Origin of the sequence: Asaia sp. HumB, assembly GCF_030263835.1 — a bacterium.
GTDB lineage: Bacteria > Pseudomonadota > Alphaproteobacteria > Acetobacterales > Acetobacteraceae > Asaia > Asaia bogorensis.
Genome location: NZ_JARPML010000002.1, coordinates 2,261,412 through 2,281,579, shown reverse-complemented (window position 1 = coordinate 2,281,579; position 20,168 = coordinate 2,261,412). Strand labels below are relative to the sequence as shown.

Annotated in this window: 19 protein-coding genes; 5 read left to right on the top strand and 14 right to left on the bottom strand. The window is 59.2% G+C overall.

Annotation, left to right across the window (positions count from 1 at the left end; genetic code table 11):
- Nucleotides 1–256: 256 nt before the first annotated feature.
- The 7 genes from P5689_RS11360 to P5689_RS11330 form a co-directional block, all read right to left on the bottom strand.
- Nucleotides 257–1,711: a HAMP domain-containing sensor histidine kinase gene (locus tag P5689_RS11360; RefSeq protein WP_023979018.1), complete on the bottom strand. Its 1,455-nt coding sequence runs from the start codon at nucleotides 1,709–1,711 to the stop codon at nucleotides 257–259.
- Nucleotides 1,698–2,423: a response regulator transcription factor gene (locus P5689_RS11355; protein ID WP_285533211.1), complete on the bottom strand. Its 726-nt coding sequence runs from the start codon at nucleotides 2,421–2,423 to the stop codon at nucleotides 1,698–1,700. Before P5689_RS11355 ends, P5689_RS11360 begins: the two co-directional genes overlap by 14 nt.
- Before the next feature lie 48 nt (nucleotides 2,424–2,471).
- Complete coding sequence (locus tag P5689_RS11350) at nucleotides 2,472–3,704, bottom strand: DNA recombination protein RmuC (protein WP_031240985.1); 1,233 nt, start codon at nucleotides 3,702–3,704, stop codon at nucleotides 2,472–2,474.
- A gap of 162 nt (nucleotides 3,705–3,866) precedes the next feature.
- Nucleotides 3,867–4,112 (bottom strand): hypothetical protein, encoded by a 246-nt coding sequence (locus P5689_RS11345; protein ID WP_062164114.1) that lies wholly within the window; start codon nucleotides 4,110–4,112, stop codon nucleotides 3,867–3,869.
- Between the two features lie 84 nt (nucleotides 4,113–4,196).
- A complete protein-coding gene (locus P5689_RS11340; protein ID WP_285533210.1) occupies nucleotides 4,197–4,733 on the bottom strand; it encodes a type 1 glutamine amidotransferase domain-containing protein in 537 nt (178 codons plus the stop codon).
- 99 nt (nucleotides 4,734–4,832) lie between these two features.
- Nucleotides 4,833–6,011 (bottom strand): aminoacetone oxidase family FAD-binding enzyme, encoded by a 1,179-nt coding sequence (locus P5689_RS11335; protein ID WP_285533209.1) that lies wholly within the window; start codon nucleotides 6,009–6,011, stop codon nucleotides 4,833–4,835.
- Nucleotides 6,012–6,028: 17 nt separating this feature from the next.
- A complete protein-coding gene (locus tag P5689_RS11330) occupies nucleotides 6,029–6,697 on the bottom strand; it encodes a glutathione S-transferase family protein (RefSeq protein ID WP_023979024.1) in 669 nt (222 codons plus the stop codon).
- A gap of 132 nt (nucleotides 6,698–6,829) precedes the next feature.
- Here P5689_RS11330 and minC point away from each other — a divergent pair, with 132 nt between their 5' ends.
- The 4 genes from minC to P5689_RS11310 all read left to right on the top strand — a co-directional run bounded on the left by minC (nucleotide 6,830) and on the right by P5689_RS11310 (nucleotide 9,159).
- Complete coding sequence (gene minC / locus P5689_RS11325; protein WP_062164111.1) at nucleotides 6,830–7,567, top strand: septum site-determining protein MinC; 738 nt, start codon at nucleotides 6,830–6,832, stop codon at nucleotides 7,565–7,567.
- Between the two features lie 110 nt (nucleotides 7,568–7,677).
- A complete protein-coding gene (minD, locus tag P5689_RS11320; protein WP_023979026.1) occupies nucleotides 7,678–8,493 on the top strand; it encodes a septum site-determining protein MinD in 816 nt (271 codons plus the stop codon).
- Nucleotides 8,490–8,762: a cell division topological specificity factor MinE gene (minE, locus tag P5689_RS11315; protein WP_023979027.1), complete on the top strand. Its 273-nt coding sequence runs from the start codon at nucleotides 8,490–8,492 to the stop codon at nucleotides 8,760–8,762. The genes minD and minE overlap by 4 nt, the downstream gene beginning before the upstream one ends.
- A complete protein-coding gene (locus P5689_RS11310; RefSeq protein WP_408734841.1) occupies nucleotides 8,680–9,159 on the top strand; it encodes a YidB family protein in 480 nt (159 codons plus the stop codon). Before minE ends, P5689_RS11310 begins: the two co-directional genes overlap by 83 nt.
- Nucleotides 9,160–9,794: 635 nt before the next feature.
- Here the strand turns inward: P5689_RS11310 and P5689_RS11305 are convergent.
- Nucleotides 9,795–11,015 carry an L-dopachrome tautomerase-related protein gene (locus tag P5689_RS11305; RefSeq protein ID WP_285533206.1) on the bottom strand — a complete coding sequence of 407 codons (1,221 nt, stop codon included), beginning with the start codon at nucleotides 11,013–11,015 and terminating at the stop codon, nucleotides 9,795–9,797.
- A 246-nt stretch (nucleotides 11,016–11,261) separates the two neighbouring features.
- On the opposite strand from P5689_RS11305, the gene P5689_RS11300 reads away from it, so the two are divergent.
- Complete coding sequence (locus P5689_RS11300; protein WP_285533205.1) at nucleotides 11,262–13,568, top strand: TonB-dependent receptor domain-containing protein; 2,307 nt, start codon at nucleotides 11,262–11,264, stop codon at nucleotides 13,566–13,568.
- Nucleotides 13,569–13,603: 35 nt separating this feature from the next.
- Here the strand turns inward: P5689_RS11300 and P5689_RS11295 are convergent, their stop codons facing one another.
- From P5689_RS11295 to P5689_RS11270, 6 genes are all read right to left on the bottom strand, one after another.
- Nucleotides 13,604–14,374: a glycosyltransferase family A protein gene (locus P5689_RS11295; protein WP_285533204.1), complete on the bottom strand. Its 771-nt coding sequence runs from the start codon at nucleotides 14,372–14,374 to the stop codon at nucleotides 13,604–13,606.
- A complete protein-coding gene (locus tag P5689_RS11290; RefSeq protein WP_285533203.1) occupies nucleotides 14,371–15,984 on the bottom strand; it encodes a hypothetical protein in 1,614 nt (537 codons plus the stop codon). The genes P5689_RS11295 and P5689_RS11290 overlap by 4 nt, the downstream gene beginning before the upstream one ends.
- A 247-nt stretch (nucleotides 15,985–16,231) precedes the next feature.
- A complete protein-coding gene (locus tag P5689_RS11285) occupies nucleotides 16,232–17,164 on the bottom strand; it encodes an ABC transporter ATP-binding protein (RefSeq protein WP_023979034.1) in 933 nt (310 codons plus the stop codon).
- Nucleotides 17,161–18,162, bottom strand: a complete 1,002-nt coding sequence (locus tag P5689_RS11280; protein WP_023979035.1) for an ABC transporter ATP-binding protein — start codon at nucleotides 18,160–18,162, stop codon at nucleotides 17,161–17,163. The genes P5689_RS11285 and P5689_RS11280 overlap by 4 nt, the downstream gene beginning before the upstream one ends.
- Nucleotides 18,152–19,132: an ABC transporter permease gene (locus P5689_RS11275; protein ID WP_285533202.1), complete on the bottom strand. Its 981-nt coding sequence runs from the start codon at nucleotides 19,130–19,132 to the stop codon at nucleotides 18,152–18,154. The genes P5689_RS11280 and P5689_RS11275 overlap by 11 nt, the downstream gene beginning before the upstream one ends.
- Entirely contained in the window at nucleotides 19,129–20,091 is a 963-nt protein-coding gene (locus P5689_RS11270) for an ABC transporter permease (protein WP_031240993.1), read from the bottom strand. Before P5689_RS11270 ends, P5689_RS11275 begins: the two co-directional genes overlap by 4 nt.
- Between the last annotated feature and the right edge of the window lie 77 nt (nucleotides 20,092–20,168).

The window sequence follows — 20,168 nt, the reverse complement described above, 5'->3', positions numbered from 1 at the left end:
AGGACATTCCTTTTCCTGTTACGGCCAGAAATACAAATACGTCGGATGCCGACAAGGAAAATTCCTTTTAAGTTCCGGTTTGGAACGACCTTTCACCTGACTGTCACATAGCGCGGCCAGTCATCGTCCCTTAAGCTCCTGTGCCCCCCAAACCCCTCGGTAGAGAAAGGGCGACGCCATAAGAAAGAAGCCCTGTCATCCCGAAAACGCCTATGTCACGAGGTTTTTCTCGACTGGCATAAGACAGGCATCGATATCAGCAGGCTGTTTCAGGCGACTCCGAAACTGGAAACACCATTTCAAAGGCACAGCCCGGACGTTCGGCCGCTCCATCACCATCCGCGATTGCCAGATCAACCCCATGCAACCTCAATATGGCCATGACGAGGCTGAGTCCGAGGCCGCTTCCCGGGACATGGCGACTCTTGTCCGAACGGTAAAAACGCCCGAGAACCGCCTCTCGTTCCGCTGCCGGAATACCAATGCCGGTATCGGCCACGCGCAACTGGATAATCCCCGGCCCGGGAACGGCTGAAATCGTGACACGCCCGCCCGAAGGTGTAAATTTCATCGCATTGTCGAGCAGGTTGGCCAGCACCTCTACCAACAGATCGCGATCACCGAATGTGATCATCGGGTCAGGCACGCGCTCGCCCGGCCGGGTCGATGCGGCAGATGGCAGAACCGGCATGACCGCATTGGTCAGAACGAGACCATTGGTCTCGGCAATCGGCTCGTAAAGATCGACAATGTCCGCCACCAGATCAGCAAGATTGACGTATCCAAACCCGGCACGACGCCGGCCATTCTCGATCTCGCCAATACGCAGCAGCGCCGTAATGACCGAAAAGCACTGATCGAGGTCCATCGTGGCGCGCTCGATCACCGAATTCAGATAATCGGCATCGTGCGGGCTCGATGTGGCACGCTCCAGCCGGGCGCGCACGCGTGTAAGAGGCGTACGTAGATCATGAGCAATATCGTTGCCGACATCGCGTATCTCATCCATCAGGTATTCGAGGCGGTCGAGCATCCTGTTGACCGAACCGGCCAGACGTTCAAGCTCATCCCTCTCGCGCGCTGCGGGCAGACGCTCATGCACATCGCCCTGCATGATGCGATCAATGGCCTCGTGCATGGTCTTGACGCGGGCCAGCGCCCGATGGCTGAGCACGACACCTGTCAGCAGCGCAAACATGACGACCGGGAAGACCGACAGCAGCGCGCCACGACGTATCATGTAGTGAAGTTCGGACAACAGGTGCAGCGAATGGGCCAGCACCAGTATGCGACCGCCCGGCACCTTGACCGCCAGAAAACGCATCTCGTAGGGCGCGTCATCTGTGGGTGAGAGCGTCAGGCGGTGAACCTTGCCATCAACCTCCAGCCCCTCGGGCCAGGCTTTGAGGTCACCCGCGATATGGTGATAGTGACCATCGAACAATCCAGCCCAGTTGATCACCACGCGCAGTTCGTTGCTTGCTCGCTCGCGTACCTGATATTCCAGACGCTCGGGCGTTTCCTGCACCAGTACATCGGCCTCCCGATGCAGGATACCGCTCGATCTCTCAGCCTCGAAATGCGTCATCTGCACGAAAAGCAGAACGAATTGCAGCACCATGCCGCCAATGATGGCGGCCACGAAAGCCAGCGTCAGACGGAAGGTCGCGGTACGGAAAACGCCAAAGCGCGGATTGTCAGAGAGCGACACGCAGCATGAACCCCGATCCCCTGATGCTGTGGATCAGCGGCGTTTCACCGGTGGCGTCGACCTTGCGACGCAGCTTGCCGATATGCACGTCAACCAGATTGGTCTGGGGAATGAACCGGTAGTTCCAGACATCCTCCAGCAACATGGTGCGGGTGAGCACCTGGTTCGGCCGGCGCATCAGATATTCGAGCAAGCGGAACTCACGCGGCAGCAAATCGATCTCCCGCCCCTCGCGGGTCACGGTGCGGTCGATGAGGTCCATGTCAAGCGGCCCGACGCGCAGCATTGTCGCGCGCGTGTCATTGGGTCGCCTCAGCAGGGCCTCGATGCGCGCTACCAATTCATCCATGGCGAAAGGCTTGGTGAGATAATCATCGCCACCGGCCTTGAGACCGGTCACACGATCATCCACGGCAGAGAGTGCCGACAGAACAAGTACGGGCGCGTGGATGTTCTGGTTGCGAAGCTTCTCGATAACTGAAAGCCCATCGAGCAGGGGCAACATGCGATCAAGAACCATCAGATCATAAGCGTCGCTCGTGGCTGCCTCGAGCCCGGCCTGACCGGTGGAAACATGCGAGACAGCAAAGCCGCGCGCGGCCAGTTCCTCGACAACTTCTTTTGCAAGCGTGTCATCATCCTCAACAAACAGGATGCGTGTTTTTGCAGACAGCTCTGGCGAAGCAGAAGAGAGACTATGATCCGGTTTCATGATGTCATTTCTGCCTAATCCCGCCCCGCTTCGATAGTAAAATTCAGCTTAAAGCTCATCCAGTGTTTCAAGGTCGTCACCCGGCCCCTGCCCGTCGAGCCCACGAAGCTTGCGCCCCAGAACACGGGTGCGCCGCCTCGCCTCATCGATCGTATTGCTCATGGCACCTGCGCCACGGGAGAGTTTTTCAAGCACGCCGTCCATGCGCAGCATTTCCTGCCTGGTGAGCCCCAGAAGCCGTGCGATGGCGTCCGTGCGTTCCTCCAGCGCCAATGTCACATATCCGAGATGGACTGTACGCAGCAGGGCGGGAATGAGGGAAGGCCCCATGATGATAACGCGGTGCACACGCCCAACCTCATCGATCAGCCCCGGTATGCGCGCAACCTCCATGTAGAGCCCATCCGTTGGCAGGTAGAGCACGGCGAACTCGACGGTAAGCGGTGGATGGATATATTTCTCGGCAATCTTGCGCGCCTCCAGACGCACCGCATTGTCGAGCGCGCGCCGCGCGATACGCTCTGCTGCCTGATCGGCGCGATCCACCGCATCGATCAGACGCTCATAGGCTTCGGTGGGGAATTTGCTGTCGATAGCTAGGCGCGGCGGCGTGGCGCTGCGCACCGGCATGCGCAGGGCAAACTCCACAACCTCACCACCATCGCCGATCCGGTAGTTACTGTCGTAGGATTCTGCGGGCAGAATATCGTCCAGTATCGCGCGCAGCTGGGCTTCACCCCAACCGCCACGCGTCTTGACGTTGCCAAACAGCCTTTTCAGATCGCCAATTTGGGCTGTCACGGCGGAGACTTCGCCGATGGCCTTCTGCATGGCTGAAAACTGCTCGACTACACGCTGGAACGAGGTCTGCATCTGTTTTTCAACAGTGACGTGCAGCTGCTCACTCACAGAGGCCCGGATCTGGGCAAGCTGCTCAGCATTTTCACGCATCATGTCGCGCAGCATCTGCGCCTGAGCCAGCCGTGTCTCGGCAAGCTCCTGACCGAGGCGATGACTCAACCCGGCCAGACGATCGCTCATATCGCTACGCTGCTGTTCGAGACGCGAGGACAAAACCCGCTCGGTCTCGATCAGGGCACTACGATGGAACTCACTCTCGCTGCCGCGTTCGGCTGCGTCACGCTCAAGCAGCACGTAGATGCGTGAGAGAAGGTCCCTGTCAGTGCCACGGCGCGAGAGCCGTGACCACAGAAACACCGAGATAGCCAGGGCGATGACAGCCACCAGCCAGGGGAAAAAACTGAAGAAATCCTGCGACAAATCCGGCTCCGCTTTACCTCCCCTGTATAGGAACAAAATAGGAATAGCGGAAGGTGTTTCGCTGCAAGCCTTTCTACCTCAGCCCGCGGCGGCCAGATTGATCACAGCAGGGACAGAGCCCCCCTGATGCAGATAATCAGCAAGGAGGCCCTTCAGGCAGAATCAGTGGATATTGCCGTAGGAGGCGGCACCAATACCCGGGCAGGAACATGGGTTACCCAACGGCACCTGTGTCGGCATCTTGCAGGTATAGATACCTGCCTTGCAGGTATAGCCGTATCCAACGACCTGCGTACCCGGCGGCGTGGGGCCAGGTGCCGCCGTTCCCTCACAGGCGGCAAGCATGAGCAATCCGGCAAGGCCGCCGAGAACACGGGCAGAACGTCTGAAGTTTGTCGGGTTCGTCATGGTTTACACCTTTCTTGTTTGCTCCCGGCTCTGAGAGTCGCCGGTTTTCTCGTTGGCCAGAACGACGCAGAAACAAGGCAGTTTTCAGGCGGATTTGTCACGATATTGCGCCACCAGCGCCTCGCAGAATGCCGGGAGATCGTCGGGATTACGCGATGTGACCAGATTGGCATCGACCACAACCTCGCGATCAACCCAGTTTGCCCCAGCATTGAGCAGATCCGTCTGGAGTGACGGCCACGATGTCAGGGTGCGGCCTTTGACGCCACCCGCCTCAATCAGGGTCCATGCACCGTGGCAGATGCTCGCGATTGGCTTTTCCTGAGCAACGAACCCGCGCAGGAACGCAATTGCGGCCTCGTTAATACGCAGCGCGTCAGGATTCGTTGTCCCGCCAGGGAGAAGGATGCCAGCGAACTCCATATCGGCAGCCTCGCCGATGGTCGCGCCAACCTCGACGGTCGAGGCCGGGTGCACGTCGCCCTTCATGGACTGGATGGTGCCTTTCTCCGGGGCAACGACCAGCGTCCTGAAGCCATGTGCCTCAAGAGCCTGGCGTGGCTGGACAAGCTCACATTCCTCAACGCCATGTGTGGCGAGGATGGCAATGCACGAATTCATGAGATGATCTCCTGATACGACGCGCCCACAGCCCGGCATTGAGCCCTGTCAGCGCATGATGTTCTGCCATGACGCTGCACAGGCTCGAGGGTTCGCTATTCAGCGCCTTGCGGCAATCGCCCGTCCGGCGGCCACGCCACTCGACCACGCCCACTGGAAATTATAGCCGCCAAGCCAGCCGGTCACATCCACTGCCTCGCCAATCGCGAAGAGACCCGGCACATCGCGCGCCTCCATGGTCTTGGACGACAGCGCGCGCGTGTCGATCCCGCCTTTCATGACCTCGGCCTTGGCGTAACCCTCAGTACCCGACAACCGGGGCCGCCAGGACGCAATCCGGGCAGCGAGCTCGGCGATCCGTTTGTCTGGCAGGTTTGCAAGGGTGCAGGTCACATCCGCGAGGCTGATCCCCGCAATATGACGCGCCAGACGTTGGGGCAGGTCTGCCAGCAGCGAGGCAGGCTCGGCGCGAGGCCGTGCCTTCTTAATGGCACCCAAAGCCTCGCGGGCATCCTTGCCCGGCATCATGTCGATTAGCGGCGCATCGAGCGGACCGTCCTGATAGGAGGAGATCTGCAATATCGCCGGGCCGGAAAGACCTCGATGGGTGAACACCATCCCATCCGTGAAGCCGGTTTTGCCAAGGCTTGCGCGCACAGGCAGCGACACGCCGGCAAGATCGGGCAGCGGCGTTTCCAGCGTGAGGGGCACGAGGCCGGGCACGGTCGGCACCACATCCAGCCCGAACTGCCGTGCAAGGCGCAGCGAAAGATCGGTCGCACCAAGCTTGGGGATGGAAAGCCCCCCTGTCGCCAGCACCAGATTGCGGCCTTCGATCTCACCCCTGTCTATCCTGACGATAAAAGTCTCGCCTTTGGTGACCGCCTGGATGCGCGTGTCGAGATAGAGCGCGCAGCCCTCGGCCTCGCGCAGGAGCAGTGTCACGATGTCACGGGCCGACTCGGCACAGAATAGCTGGCCTTCCGCCTTCTCCTGCCAGCCAATCCCGTGGCGCTCGACAAGAGCCAGAAAATCTCGCGGCGTGTAGCCTGCCAGTGCGGAGCGCATGAAATGACGATTGGCAGAGAGAAAGTTCTCGGCGCGCACATCCAGATTGGTGAAATTGCAGCGCCCACCCCCTGAAATCAGGATCTTGCGGCCGGGCTCGGACGCATGGTCGAGAATAGCCACCGACGCCCCACCCTTGCGGGCTGCTGCTGCCGCCATCAGCCCGGCAGCGCCGGCGCCGAGAACGACCGCATCAAACGCATTGTTCATCTGATACCCTGCGTCGCTCAGAAATCGAGATCGGCGTAATGCGCGGGCGGATTGAACCCGTTGACCCGGTCATTAAGCAGGGAGCGGAAGCTTGGGCGTGATTTCATGCGCGCATACCAGTCCTTGGCCGCAGGTGCCTTCGACCAGTCGATATCTCCAATATAGTCGAGGCAGGACAGATGCGCTGCTGCCGCAAAATCGGCCATCGAGAGCATGTTACCTGCCAGCCAGGCGCGTGTTTCGGCCAGCCACCCGATGTAATCGAGATGAAAGCGCATATTGGCATAGCCCGCACGCAGGGCCGTTCCGTCCGGATTGCCGCGCCCGGCCAGACGCTTGTCGACCTTTTCACCCAGAAGATTGCGCGAGACTTCATGGCCGAACTTGCCCTCGAACCATGCCATGAGGCGACGGACCTCGACACGCTCTGCCAGGGTGCGCCCCATGAGAGGCGTGTCGGGATAAGCCTCCTCCAGATACTCGCAGATCACCCATGCATTGGGGATGGAAAGGCCGTTCTCCTCCACCAGAAGCGGGACATCGCCCGCCGGGTTCAGGGCGAGATATTCAGGACGGTTTTCCCAGACCTTTTCGGTCTTGGGTTCATAGGGTAACCGTTTCTCGGCAAGAACGAGCCTGACCTGACGGCTTTGCGGCGAGAGCGGCAGATGATACAAAATGCGCATGCAGTATTCTTACGCATCTGCCATGCCGTGAAGCAAGAGAGCTGCAGCGTTACTTTGCGCCATTTTCTGCCCCATTTTCGATCCTGATCTCTCAGGGTCTCCCCAGAGCGTCCCCCGATCATGACAGACCAGATGACCCGCGCTGAAACCGACCTCGCCGCCGCTGCTGCACCCATGCGTATCCGGGCGCGTGGCCGCTCTTTTCTCGCCCTTGTCCTGTCACCCGAGGCCCCGCTGGCCGACTGGCTGCTGGGGCTGGATAACCAGATCGCCCGCTCGGTCGGTTTCTTTGCCGGTCGCCCCGTCATTCTTGATCTCGGCCTTCTTGCGCCAGAGGCCGAGGGGCTGGACAGCCTGCAGCAGGCTCTGGAAGCGCGCGGGATACATATGATCGGCATCGAGGGAGCCGATCGCAGCTGGGTGCAGCTTGAGGAATGGAATTGGCCTGCCGCGCTTGAAGGCGGCAGAGCCAGCGGCGCCGTCGAGTTTCCCGAGGCCGAAGGCGATACCCCTCCCCCCGTTATGGCCCCGACGCAACGCGCCGAGACCCTGATTATCGATCGGGCAATACGCTCGGGTCAGAGCATCATGCATCTGGATGGCGATATCGTGATCATCGGCTCAGTGGCCTCCGGGGCCGAACTGATCGCCGGAGGCTCCATCCATATTTACGGGGCGCTGCGGGGGAGAGCCATCGCCGGCGTGGGCGGCCAGCCCGGCGCACGCATCTTTGCCAGCCGTATGCAGGCGGAGTTGCTGGCTATCGACGGTTTTTACATGATTGCCGAGGAGATTTCCCCCGACCTTCATGACCAGTCGGCCCAGGCCCTCCTCAGCGAAGATCGCGTGACCGTCACCCGACTGGGCTGATGAAACTATTTGCGATCTGGTGATTGCGGCACGAACCTATTCGTCAGTAGTATTGTCTCTGGTCGCCTGACGAACGCGCGATCGTTTCATGGAAGTTTGGTGGAGCGCACATGGCTAAGGTGCTGGTAGTCACATCCGGTAAGGGCGGGGTCGGCAAAACGACCACGACAGCAGCACTGGGTGCCGCGCTTGCCCAGTCGGGTCAGAACGTGGTGGTGATCGATTTCGATGTCGGGCTGCGTAATCTCGATCTCGTCATGGGTGCCGAGCGTCGCGTTGTTTTCGACTTTATCAATGTGGTGCAGGGCGACGCCAAGCTCTCACAGGCACTGATCCGCGACAAACGCGTTGAGACCCTTTCCATCCTTCCCGCCTCGCAGACACGCGACAAGGACGCACTGACCGCCGAGGGCGTTGCCAAGGTCATCGACGAACTGCGCGAGAAATTCGACTGGATCATCTGTGACAGTCCCGCCGGTATCGAGCGTGGAGCCCAGATGGCCATGTACCATGCGGATATCGCAGTCGTCGTGACCAATCCCGAAGTCAGTTCCGTGCGTGACAGCGACCGTATCATCGGCATGCTCGACAGCACGACCGAGAAGGCGAAGAATGGCGAGAAGGTCGAGAAGCATCTTCTGATGACGCGCTACGACCCGTCGCGTGCCGCCAAGGGCGAGATGCTCAACACCGAAGACGTGCTCGAAATCCTGTCCATCCCGCTGCTTGGCATCATTCCCGAGAGCGAAGAGGTCCTGCGCGCCTCGAATGTCGGTGCCCCTGTCACCCTTTCGAACCCTGAATCGGCCCCGGCGCGCGCCTATTTCGATGCGGCTCGTCGCCTCCAGGGCGAGAAGCTCGAAATCCAGATACCGATCGAGCGCAAGGGCATACTCGACTGGCTGTTTAAGAAGAGGGTCGCATGAGCCTGTTCGGACTTTTCACCAAGCGCAATACAGGCGCTGTGGCGCGTGACCGCCTTCAGATCCTTCTGGCGCATGAGCGTTCCGGTAATGGCAACTCTGAACTGATCAGCCAGTTACATCGCGAGATCCTTGAGGTGATCAAGCGCCATGTGGCGGTCGATCAGGACAAGGTTCAGGTCAAGCTCGATGGCGGCCTCGACGGATGTTCGGTGCTTGAAATCGATATCGAGATGCCGCAAATCGACAAGGAAACACGACGCTCGGCCTGAATTTACAGGCCAGCGTCAAGACTGGAGACAGGGATTGAGCGGTTTTTTTGGGTCGATGATCAACTCTGCGCTTGGGTCCATGGGTGACAAGCTCAAGGAAAAGCTGGGCGGCAGTATCGGTGAGTATCTCACCAGCGAGCAGGGTATCCAGACCCTCGTCGAGCAGGCCCGCAAGGCCGGTCTTGAGGACAAGGTAAGGTCGTGGATTGGCTCCGGTGAAAACCTGCCGATCTCTGCGGACGAACTGCGCGCCCTGCTCACCGACGATCAGATTCAGATGCTCGTTTCAAAGACAGGTCTCCCTGCCGGTGCATTGCTCCCGGCGCTCGCACAGTTCCTGCCTGGCGTGGTGGATCACCACACAAGTGAGCAGGATCAGCCCCCAGCCGCAGGCTGAGGCCCCGCCATTACTTCACCAGACAGTATGGTCTGATAAGCAGCCGGGTCGGATATCGATCCGGCTGTTTTGCCGTTCACGGTCTTTATCCACCGCGCTTCAGACCACCGGCAGCCGACCTGACCTGCCGCCTGGTCAATCGCTCCGGGGACTTCTCTGCCTCATGGACATACCCAATCGCGCCATGAAATGCATCGAGGCTGCCCTGGCGAGAGAACTGAGAAGTCGCAACCGTGCCAGGCTCGCAACCGTGGCCAGCATGATCATTGCATCGAGCCAGATGCTTACCTCAAACGTCGTTAGCCAGGTAACAACCTCCGGGAGAGCACTGGCGGTAGTACGCATTATGTCGCGCTGCCCATACCAAATAATCATGCTCCCGAGACACAAACCGATAACCATGGCGAGCCCGTACAGGGGTGTGATCCGGCTTATCAACGCGGCAGGCAGGACGACCATCAGATGACCCAGAAATTCTGGCGTGGGCGTTCCGCGAGATACGGCCAACATGGACCAGAGTGTGAGGAAAACCGCCAAAGCCATCACAGCATCTCCTGCGTCATGTTTACCTGCTCCTCGCCGCTCTACCCGCTTCCGTCCTCGCCTGTCCCGTATCAATCTTCAACTTTGCTGAGCTACCTGACCACAGGAGTCGCCGCAGCGTTCGAGAAACCTTGTCGCTGTGAAGAAGCCGGAAGCGCATCGAGGGGCGTGAGCGGCTCGACAGGAAAACGGATCAGCAGATAAGGCGGCTCACGCCGGTTATGGCCCTCATTGAATGACGGCAGGCGATTCCACTGCCCAAGCGTACAATAGATCCAGTCACGCGTGGCACAGATGCCATCAGGTGACAGGATACGTGCATCCCTGACAGCCATGGCAAACGACCCGTCAGGATCACGGCGCAGGATGCAATCATGCTCGTAATTCGTGGTGTAGAGCCTGCCATGCTGATCGAAACATAGGCCATCGGCTGTACCTTTCTCGCCCTCATCCCGTATCTGGGCAGCCAAGGCCTCATCCGACAGGCTTTGATCGGCCAGTGTGCGCGTTGGTATGCTGTAAAGGCGACGGCTTGTCAGCGGTGCGTAATACAGGCGGGATTCGTCAGGCAGAAGGGCAATACCATCCGCCCCACCTGACACCATCTGGGGATGATGTGGCACGTAGCGTCTGGGCTCTCCTTCCACAATCGCCATGAACCCCGGCACGGCCTGGGTCGAAACATGATGCACCAGAACTCGCTTGGTCTGACCAGTCGCAATATCGGCAACAATCATGGCCGGCTCATCGCCAAAGGAGGAATCCGTCACGAAGACGGTTCCCTTGGCACCGACCGACAGCGCAACGCGCAAATCATTCATATGGCTGTTCGGCAGCATGACCGGGGATTTGAGCGGGATCTTGTGCGTGACGCGGTTGCTCACCGGATCGATGCAGACGATCTTGGCCGCCCCTTCAGGAATGTCGTGGCCCGCGAGCTTACCATCATCGATCACCCATAGCCGCCCGGCGGAGTCATGGGCGATGCCATGGACAGACATCAGGCGATCTGCCGGTGCCCTGTCGGATGGAAGGCTGAGCTCGGCTGACGGATAGGGCATCACCACGCCACCCTTGACCTCCCCCAGTGTGGCACCGGCATGGTTATCGGCGTGACGCGGAAAGCTGACGAACATGCGGCCATCGGGCAGCACGGCAACGCCAGACGGCCCCGGTCCGACAAACTTGGCGACGATGTCGAACTCACCGCTCGAACTCGTCCCGTCATCAGCATTGCCTGAGGCGAAGGCCGGACCAGCCACCCCCAGCAGCGGCGCAACGGAAGCAGCAGAAAGAAAGGACCGGCGTTTCATGGCGGGGTTCACCTCGATCAGGACTGGACGACCTGCTTGAAACGCTATGCGACGGGTGCGGCTTCGTCCTTAAATTGCTTTTCATGAGGGGGGCTGGATCCTCCGTCCGCTACCCCCTCACCTGTCGCCAATTTGTCACAGTTCGCAACAGAGCCGGAGGACAGAGATTAAGAAAGAGTTGTTATGTTATATCATACGGAATAGGAACGAAGGCGATTTGTTCCGCCTTCAACCTGTTGGGTAGTCATGATGTCATCCCGATCCCTGTGGTCGTCCAGCCTGTTTCTGTCATGCTCGGTTCTGGCGCTTACCACGCCCGTTCATGCGCAAACTGCAGTGCCATCCGCAACCACGACGACCCCGGTTGTGACGCCCGTGACAACCCAGTCTGGCACGCCAACGAGCGACCAAGCGTCCAGAACCTCCTTTGACAATACAGATGATACGGCCTCGCAGGGCGTGAACGCCCAGAAGGAAGAGCATATCATCGTCAATGCGCGCCTCGATGAAATCCGCTCCTCTCTGCAATCCTCCACGGGTGCGACAACCTATCGCTTCACCCGCCGTGATATCGAGAATAACCCGGGCGGCGATAATGCACCGCTCAACACACTGCTTCTTCAGGCACCCGGCGTCGCGCAGGACAGCTTTGGTCAGATTCATGTGCGCGGCGATCATAACGAGGTCCAGTTCCGCCTCGATGGCGTGCAGCTTCCTGAAGGGCTGAGCGTTTTCGGTCAGGCGTTGATGACACGCTTTGCCCATTCCGCCTCGCTCACCACCGGCGCGCTGCCCAGCGAATATGGTTTTCTGCAAGCCGGTGTGATCGACATCACCACCAAGAACGGCAGCGCCGATCCGGGTGGCGATGCCTCGATCTATGGTGGTGCGCGCGATTATTTCTTCCCGTCGCTGCAATATGGTGGCCATGCCGGGAAATGGGATTTCTTTGCGACCGGCGACTTCGTTCATAACCGCGTCGGTGTTGAAAACCCGACGTCGAGCTTCAACCCGATTCACGACCTGAGCAACCAGTATCATGCGCTCGGTCATCTGCGTTACACGGCTGATGAGAATACCCGTATCAGCCTCACCGGAGGTGTGTCGAACGCTCAGTACCAGCTGCCCAACAACCCCGGTCAGCAACGCCAGTTTGCCAATCCAAGCTTTCTCGATTCTGCCCTGTCACAACAGGTTTATGGCAGCGTGGACAGCGCCAGCCTGAACGAGCGCCAGAAAGAGATCACCGATTTCGGCATCCTCTCGCTTCAGAAGGATATGGGCAAGGTCAGCCTGCAGAGTTCGGTCATCACGCGCTACTCGTCGCTCGGCTACTCGCCCGATCCGCTGGGCGATCTGGTCTATAACGGCATCAGCCAGCACGCAGCGCGTTCCGTCTTCTCGACCGGCTCGCAAACCGATGTCACATGGCACGCCAACCGCCAGCATACGGTGCGCTTCGGTTATCAGGTCTATGTCGAGCGTAACAGCTCCAAGACGGATTCCATCGTCTATCAGCAGACGGGCGCCGAGGATGACGGCACACCCATCTATGATGGCACGACCACCAATGTGCATGACGGCAGCGGCCGCACCGGCTGGATGTACGGCCTATACGCTCAGGATGAGTGGCGCCCGGTGCGTGATCTGACGATCAATTACGGCCTGCGCTTCGACGGTGTCGATGAGTACACGCACTCGAAACAGGTCAGCCCGCGCATCAATATCGTGTGGCGTGCATGGCGGGGTGGCGTGGTTCATGCCGGATATTCGCGTTATTTCACCCCCCCGCCCTTCGAACTCGTCGCCAATACCTCGCTCAGCAAATATGTCGGCACATCCAACGAGCCTCAGACCTTGCAGAACAATACGGTCAAGGCGGAGCGCGACCATTACTTCGATGCGGGCGTAACGCAGTCCATCCTGCCCGGCTGGCACGCCTCTTTCGATGCCTATGTGAAGCTTGCCAAGAACATGATCGATGAAGGTCAGTTTGGCGCACCGATCATCCTCTCGGCGTTCAATTATCGTCGCGGGCAGGTAAATGGTTATGAACTTTCGACCAATTACGAGCATGGTCCGCTCTCGCTCTACGGCAACGCGGCCTGGTCACGGGCAATCGGCAAGGACATCACCACCGCCCAGTGGACGATGGACCCGGATGATCTTGCCTATGTCCAGAATCGCTGGATCCATCTCGATCATGACCAGCGCTGGACGGCGTCCGCAGGGGGGAGCTATTCCTTCTTCTATCACACGGGCCACCCCACCCGCGTATCGGCCTCGATGGTCTATGGCAGCGGCCTGCGCGCCGATGGTGTGGTGCCAAATGGTCGCTCCGTCCCGATCTATGCCACGTTCAACCTCTCGCTCGTCCAGTCCTTTAAAGATCTGTTCCGCGTACCATTCCTCAAGCGCACCGAACTGCGTCTCGACGTGTTGAACCTGTTCGACAAGAGCTACCAGATCCGCGACGGATCAGGCATCGGTGTCGGGGCGCCCCAATACGGCCTGCGTCGCACCATCCTGACCGGCATCTCGCAGAGGTTCTGAATATTGGTGAAGAACCTCGCTAATCCGGAACATTCCTAGCCCAGCGGGGGCAAACGTAACCAAGGGTGCCGCAGACTCATTTCAATATTGATGCTCGCGTAGCGTGATACCGTCTCGCTTCGCAGCATCGAGGTGCCGTGTACGCGATATCTGCCAAGGATCTCGGGTACAAACCCTCCGGTGAAGCCACATTCAACGAATTTGCACCAGAAATCATAGTCTTCCCACCCCCCTTCGATATGGGTGTAGCCTCCTACGTCAGCCCAGGCTTTGCGGGAAACAAGAGCCATGGCATCGACGTAGTTGCCTTCATAAAACCCTTCCGGCGACCATATGTCTCCGTATCCCAGTTGCCGTTGATCACCAAAGAGTTCGAGCTGGCTATAAGTCGCCTCGCAACCCGATTCATCCATTGCCTCCGAAAGACGTCCTAGGCAGCGAGGATAGATTTCGTTGTCCGCGTCAATAACGAAAACGCGCTCGGTGCGGGCGTGTAAGAATGCCGTGTTTCTGGCTTGAGCAAGGCCTTGATTGTGAAGATGACGAAGCAGGAGAACACGTTCAAACCGGGCGTAGTTCTCTTCGAGCCATCTGCGGGCAGTCCCCACAGAATCGTCTATTTCTGAGCGATCATCAACAATGATTAGCTCGATTGGACCATGAGTCTGAGCTTTTACGGAGTCCAGACAACTAGGCAGAAATTTTTCATAGTTGAACAGGCTAACTGCGACCGTGATTGCACGAGGGGAGCATTCGTCAGCAAGCGTTTTCTCAAATAACTCTTTTTCCTCTACGCGACGAGTCACAACTTACCCCCCAGGAAATCGCAGTATTTTTCCTGTCGTATACCTGACATTTTTCGATGACAGATCTCGTCGTTTGCTCGGAGTATTTGATTGGCGGCTTCCTCTCCCTCCCTTGTCTTGAGCAGCCATTCACACAAATCAGGCATATGTCTCTTGTTTTCCAAAAAGTAGTTTTTCCCAGCTTCGACGCCGTAGGCATCGATCTCTCTATCCGATATAAGCACCGCTCTGCCGTGCAGCGTCGCTCTGGCAATATCGCTCGGGAAACCATCACCAAATTCGTCAGCACCAATGTTCAGGACCACTTTTGAATGCGCGAAGATATGAGTTCTCAGTCTTCGTAGCACTTCATCCCCATCAAGCGACGACCAGGCCGCCCGTCTGTGACGACAATAGATGAATGCTGCATAAGCCGCGAAGCAGGCAGCATGCCGTGCAAAAAAACGCTCCCGCGCCGGACTACTCTCGCCTATGAAACTTACCTCCAAGGCCCGTTCTTTCCAGGGTGCAAGCAGATCTGCTATCTCCTTCACACGCCGGGGCAAAGTTTTGAAAAGTGGATGCTCCCTATCCTCATCGGTAATACTTTGCGGTTTAACCACGAGGCTGGGTTCATAGCTGGTTGCATCGACGCCAGCGCGCTGCAAGAGGCGTGTCGTCTGGCTGCTCAGCCCGACAACGCCCCGAGCCATAAGCAAATAGGGCAGCGCTCGTGAGAAGCCGGGAGTCTGCACTGGCTCAGTGTTTAACAGATACGCTTGCGCCAAGATATCTTCTCTCAACCAACATGCGCCTGAACCGAGGAAAAAGAACTCATGTGGCGCGATGATAAGCTTATCTGATGCGCTGGCCTCTGGTGGAGTCGTTTCGTCCAAAAGCTGAGCGGCGATGCCCATGATCGCGAGATCTGCGACAAGTTCTCTGGCGATCATTCTTACGGGGCCGCTTGCTAGGCTGCTGCAATATACCTGTAGAGGATATACAGATTCGCTCAGAAAACGAAGTGGCGAGGAAGACGCTTTGGGTACGAGCTGATCTATAGCACCCACCGCACGTGCCACAGCTTCGTCGCGGAACAACGCTCTCCCCTCTTGTGCCCCGTACCTTACGGCGTGCCAAGCGGCGGTGACCCCGGTCCCCCTTATATCGCCGTGCATCACGAAATACTGCTCTGGGTCAAAAGCGTCGAATTTCGAGAGCTTCTGTTCGGCCAAGGCTAGAGTGTGAGGATTAAAGTTTGGGAAGCTCGTCGCCGCGTTGGAGAGCTCAGAATCGAAGCCTTTGCCGTCCAGCGACAACGAAGAACGACGACGTATTTCTTTTATAAGCCTTAGCGACAGGGTCCACCATGTGAGCTTCGCCGATCGGCGTACAAAACGCGCCAGTGGCACGGGGACTTTCCTGGCCAGGAACCACGCGAGTGAATTGTCAATCTCATCGAGCCGGGCTTGCAGGGAAGACAATGCCGTCTGTTGCGCATCAATCATTGATGCATCGGCAACGTTCCGGAGCGTCAAATTATCTATCTGCCTCCGAGCGTCGCGCAATTCGCGGCTTAGAGAGGCCACAATCGCAAGATTTCCCTCAGCGATGGGACTGGCGTCATCCATTGTTTCACCGTCTCGTTCAATTAACGCGCCGATCCGCGTCTGCGTAAGTTCAGTAGCTCTCGTGCGCTGAATGCTACCGTCTAGCACCCGAAACGCGCCGAGGCGAAGCCGCAGTTGTTCGAAGCTTAAGACATACATTTGAGACCTGAGAGGTGGACCCACCCGTTCGGACAGTTTTGCAGGCCTGATAAGCTATAGCCGGTTGTTGTCATGCTGCCTGTTTGACGGGGTTACGCGTGAGCCTCAGTCAGACCAAAGGGTAATGGCACGCCGCCCGGCGCCCTGCTCCGTAATCCGTAAGGATCGGCCTCTCGATCGCACAACGGGGGCGGGCAATCGGGCAGCGTGTGTGGAAGCGACAGCCCGGTGGCGGGGAAAGAGGACTTGGCACATCGCCCTGCAAGGGCGCCGCCAGCGGTTTGCCCGGTTGAGGCACAGCCTCTACCAGCGCCCTTGTATAGGGATGGAGCGGTCGCGAAAGCAGGGCGAGCGTCTCCCCTTCCTCGACAATCGCGCCCAGATACATCACCGCCACGCGGTCCGAAATCTGTCTCACCACCGCCAGATCATGCGAGATGAACAGACAGGCCAGACCCATCTCGGCCTGAAGCTGGCGCAGCAGATTGACAATCTGTGCCTGTACGGAAACGTCCAGCGCCGAGACAGGCTCGTCCGCGACGATGACCTGCGGTGAGAGCGCAATGGCGCGGGCAATGTTCAGCCTCTGCCGCTGCCCGCCAGAGAGCGCACCGGGATAACGGGGCAGATAATCCGCCGACAGGCCCACGCGCTCGAGGAGCGCCGCCAATGTGGCCGTGGACCACTCACGCCGATGGATGCGAAACGGCTCCGCCAATGTATTACCGATTGTCCAGCGCGGATTGAAGGACGATCCAGAGTCCTGAAAGACCATCTGCAGATGGCTGCGCAGATCGCGCAGGGCGCGCCGCCCCATTTGCGCCATATCCTGCCCGTCAAACAGGATCTCTCCCTTGTCGGGGCGATCAAACCCCATCATGAGATGGCCCAGGGTAGATTTGCCGCAACCTGACTCACCGACGAGGGCAAGGCTCTCTCCATGCTTCAGGGCGAGCGAGATGCCATCGACGGCCCGCAGTGTCCTGCCGCGCCCCAACTGATACGTCCGGGCGACATCACGCGCCTGAAGCAGTTCCGTCATTCGTAGAGCACGCAAGCCACCTCATGGCGCTCCTCTTTCTGCGCCTCGGCTGAGGTGGCAAGCGTAGTCCCGTATCCGTCATCGATGACGGGACGCATCGCCGGGCGTACCTCACATGGCTGCATGACATGGGGGCAGCGCGGCGCGAAAACGCACCCGCTGGGTCGTGTCTGTGGCGAGGGAGGAGCGCCCTCGATCACGGGCAGTCTGGCCGGGCGCGGTCCTTCGAGCGGTGGTATGGCCTGCAACAGGGCCCGTGTATAGGGATGGCGCGGGGCCGAGAGAACAGCCGACACCGGGCCGGTCTCGATGACGACCCCGGCGTAAATAACGGCAACATGCGTGCAGCTTTGCGCCACCACCCCCATATCATGGGTGATCAGCATGACACTGGCCTCACGCGCGCCAATCTCACGCAGCAACGCCAGAATCTGCGCCTGAACCGTGACATCAAGTGCGGTTGTCGGTTCATCAGCAATCAGCAGATCCGGCTCACAGGATACCGCCATTGCAATCATGGCGCGCTGGCGCAGCCCGCCGGACAGTTCATGCGGGAAACGCGAAGCGGTTTGTGCGGGAGACGGTACGCCCATACGCCCTAGCAGTGTCACCACACGCTCATTCGCCTCGCGTTTCGATACAAGCTGGTGCAGCCTGATCTGCTCGGCGATCTGGGCACCAATACGCCGAACCGGCAGAAAAGCCGTCATCGGATCCTGAAAGATCATAGCGGCCCGCCTGCCGCGAAAATGCTGCCACGCTCTCTCGGTCTGGGATCGCAGATCCTGCCCGTCGAAAATCACCTCACCGGACAGGATGCCGGGAGGTTGCAACCCGAGCACACTCAACCCGGTCAGGCTTTTGCCCGAGCCTGATTCTCCCACGACCCCGAGGATCTGACCGCGCTGCAGCGAGAGGGTCACGTCATCGAGCAGATAGCCGGCTCTGGGGTGTTTCAAGCGCAGGTTGCGCAGGGACAAAAGCGGCTCAGTGCCCATTTTTCCCTCCCCCGATGCGCGGGTCGAGCAGGCGATACAGCCCGTCGATCAGGGCATTGGCGACCACCACGAAAAATGCCGCATAGAGCACGGTTGCCATAATAAGCGGCAGATCCAGTGTGCTCAGGCCCTGATAGGTCAGATGCCCGACACCGGGCAGCGCAAACACGATTTCCGTCAACAGGGCACCGCCCCCGAGCAACTGGGCGAAATCGAGACCGAACAATGAAAGCGCGCTCAGACCGGAAAGGCGCAAGGCGTGGAAGAACCAGAGGCGCCACGGCCCTGCCCCTTTCGCACGTGCCGTGCGCAGCGCGTCTTCCTGCATGGCCGAAAGCAGGTCCGAGCGCAGAACCCGACTGTAAAGGCCGATGAAAGCAACAGCGAGCGTCAGACCCGGGAGGATCAGACATTTCGTCCAGCCAAGAACGCTTGTGGAGAGTGGCACATAGCCCAGTGGGGGCACCCAACGGAACAGCCAGGTGTCATGCAACCGGGTCTGGCTCACCAGATTGACCATCTCGCCCAGCCAGAAAACCGGGACGGACAAACCAACCATAGCCAGCACAGAAAGGAGACGGTCCAGCGCACCTCCCTGATAGGCCGCACCAATGATACCAAGCACCAGCGCGCCACTCACCCAGAATAACGCCGCCCAGAGCACAAGCGAAAGCGTGACAGGTGCAGCAGCAAACACCTCCGAAACCACATTCTGCCCGTGATTGACGTAGGAGGTCAGGTTTCGCGAGATGAACAGATGATCCATCATTGTGAGATAACGGACAGGTAGCGAGCGATCGAAGCCATAGGCATGGCGAACACGTTCGATCACCTCCGGGCTCGCGCCGCGCCCCGCAATGCGGGCTGAGGGGTCCGACCCCGGTGTTGCGAAAAACACGGCAAACACGAGTATCGAAATGCCGAACAGCACGAGTAGCATCTGCCCGAGGCGGGAGAGAAAGCCCCTCATCTGCCGCCCCGCCTGCGCAACGCCGTCTGCGCAGCGTCACCCAGCGTGTTCAGGGCCAGAACAGTCACGATGATGGCCAATCCCGGCGCAATGGCGACGACCGGGCGGCTGTAGATCAATCCTTCGCCATCATGAATAAGGCTCCCCCACGAGGCGGCAGGAGCCTGCACACCGAGGCTGAGAAAAGACAACGCGGACTCCGCAAGGAGGCAAAGCGCCATGATGAGCGGTGCCAGCACAAAGACGGTTTCCGCCAGCAGGGGCAGGATTTCGCGCAGAATGATGCGCAATGACGACGCCCCCAGCCCACGCGCAGCCAGAACGAAGCCGGCATTTTGCAGGCTTTTCGTCCGGGCCCGGATGGGCCGCGCCGCATAGGGCACGTAAATGAGTGCAATGATCAGAACAGGCAGCAGAAGTGAATCTGCCCGCAAGTGGATCGGGCCAAAGGAGAGATCATGGCCGATTGTCACCACGCTGAGGCTAATGGCGAACAGATAAACCGGCACCGCCCAGAGAATATCGAGCGCGCGCGACAGGATCAGATCGACCCATCCCCCACAATATCCGGCCGCCAGACCGCAAAACGTTGCGGCGATCAGGCACAGACAAGCGGCTGAAAAAGCGATGACCAGCGAAGATCGCGCCCCGTAAAGCAACCTCGCAGCAATGTCGCGCCCTTGTGAATCGGCCCCAAGGGCATAAGGTCCCCAACGCCATGACGGACCAATGGGCGAGAGGCCCAGGTGGAGGGGGTTGTCATTGGCCTGCATGATGTCCTGCGCATGCCCGTTGCGCATGACGGTGCCGGCCAGATTGGAAGCCATTGCATCGACCCCAACGGCTCGCGCATAGAGCGGCGCGGCGACCGCGCCAAGCACCAGAAGAAGCAAGGCACCCATCGCCAGCAACACCGCGATATTCCCGTGCCAAAGGGCTGAGCCTCTCGTGTTTTTCATTGCCTGTGCAAGCGCGCATGCGGCGGCGGAATGAGCTGCCCTGCGATTGACATCAGCGGGCTAGCCGGCAGCGTGCC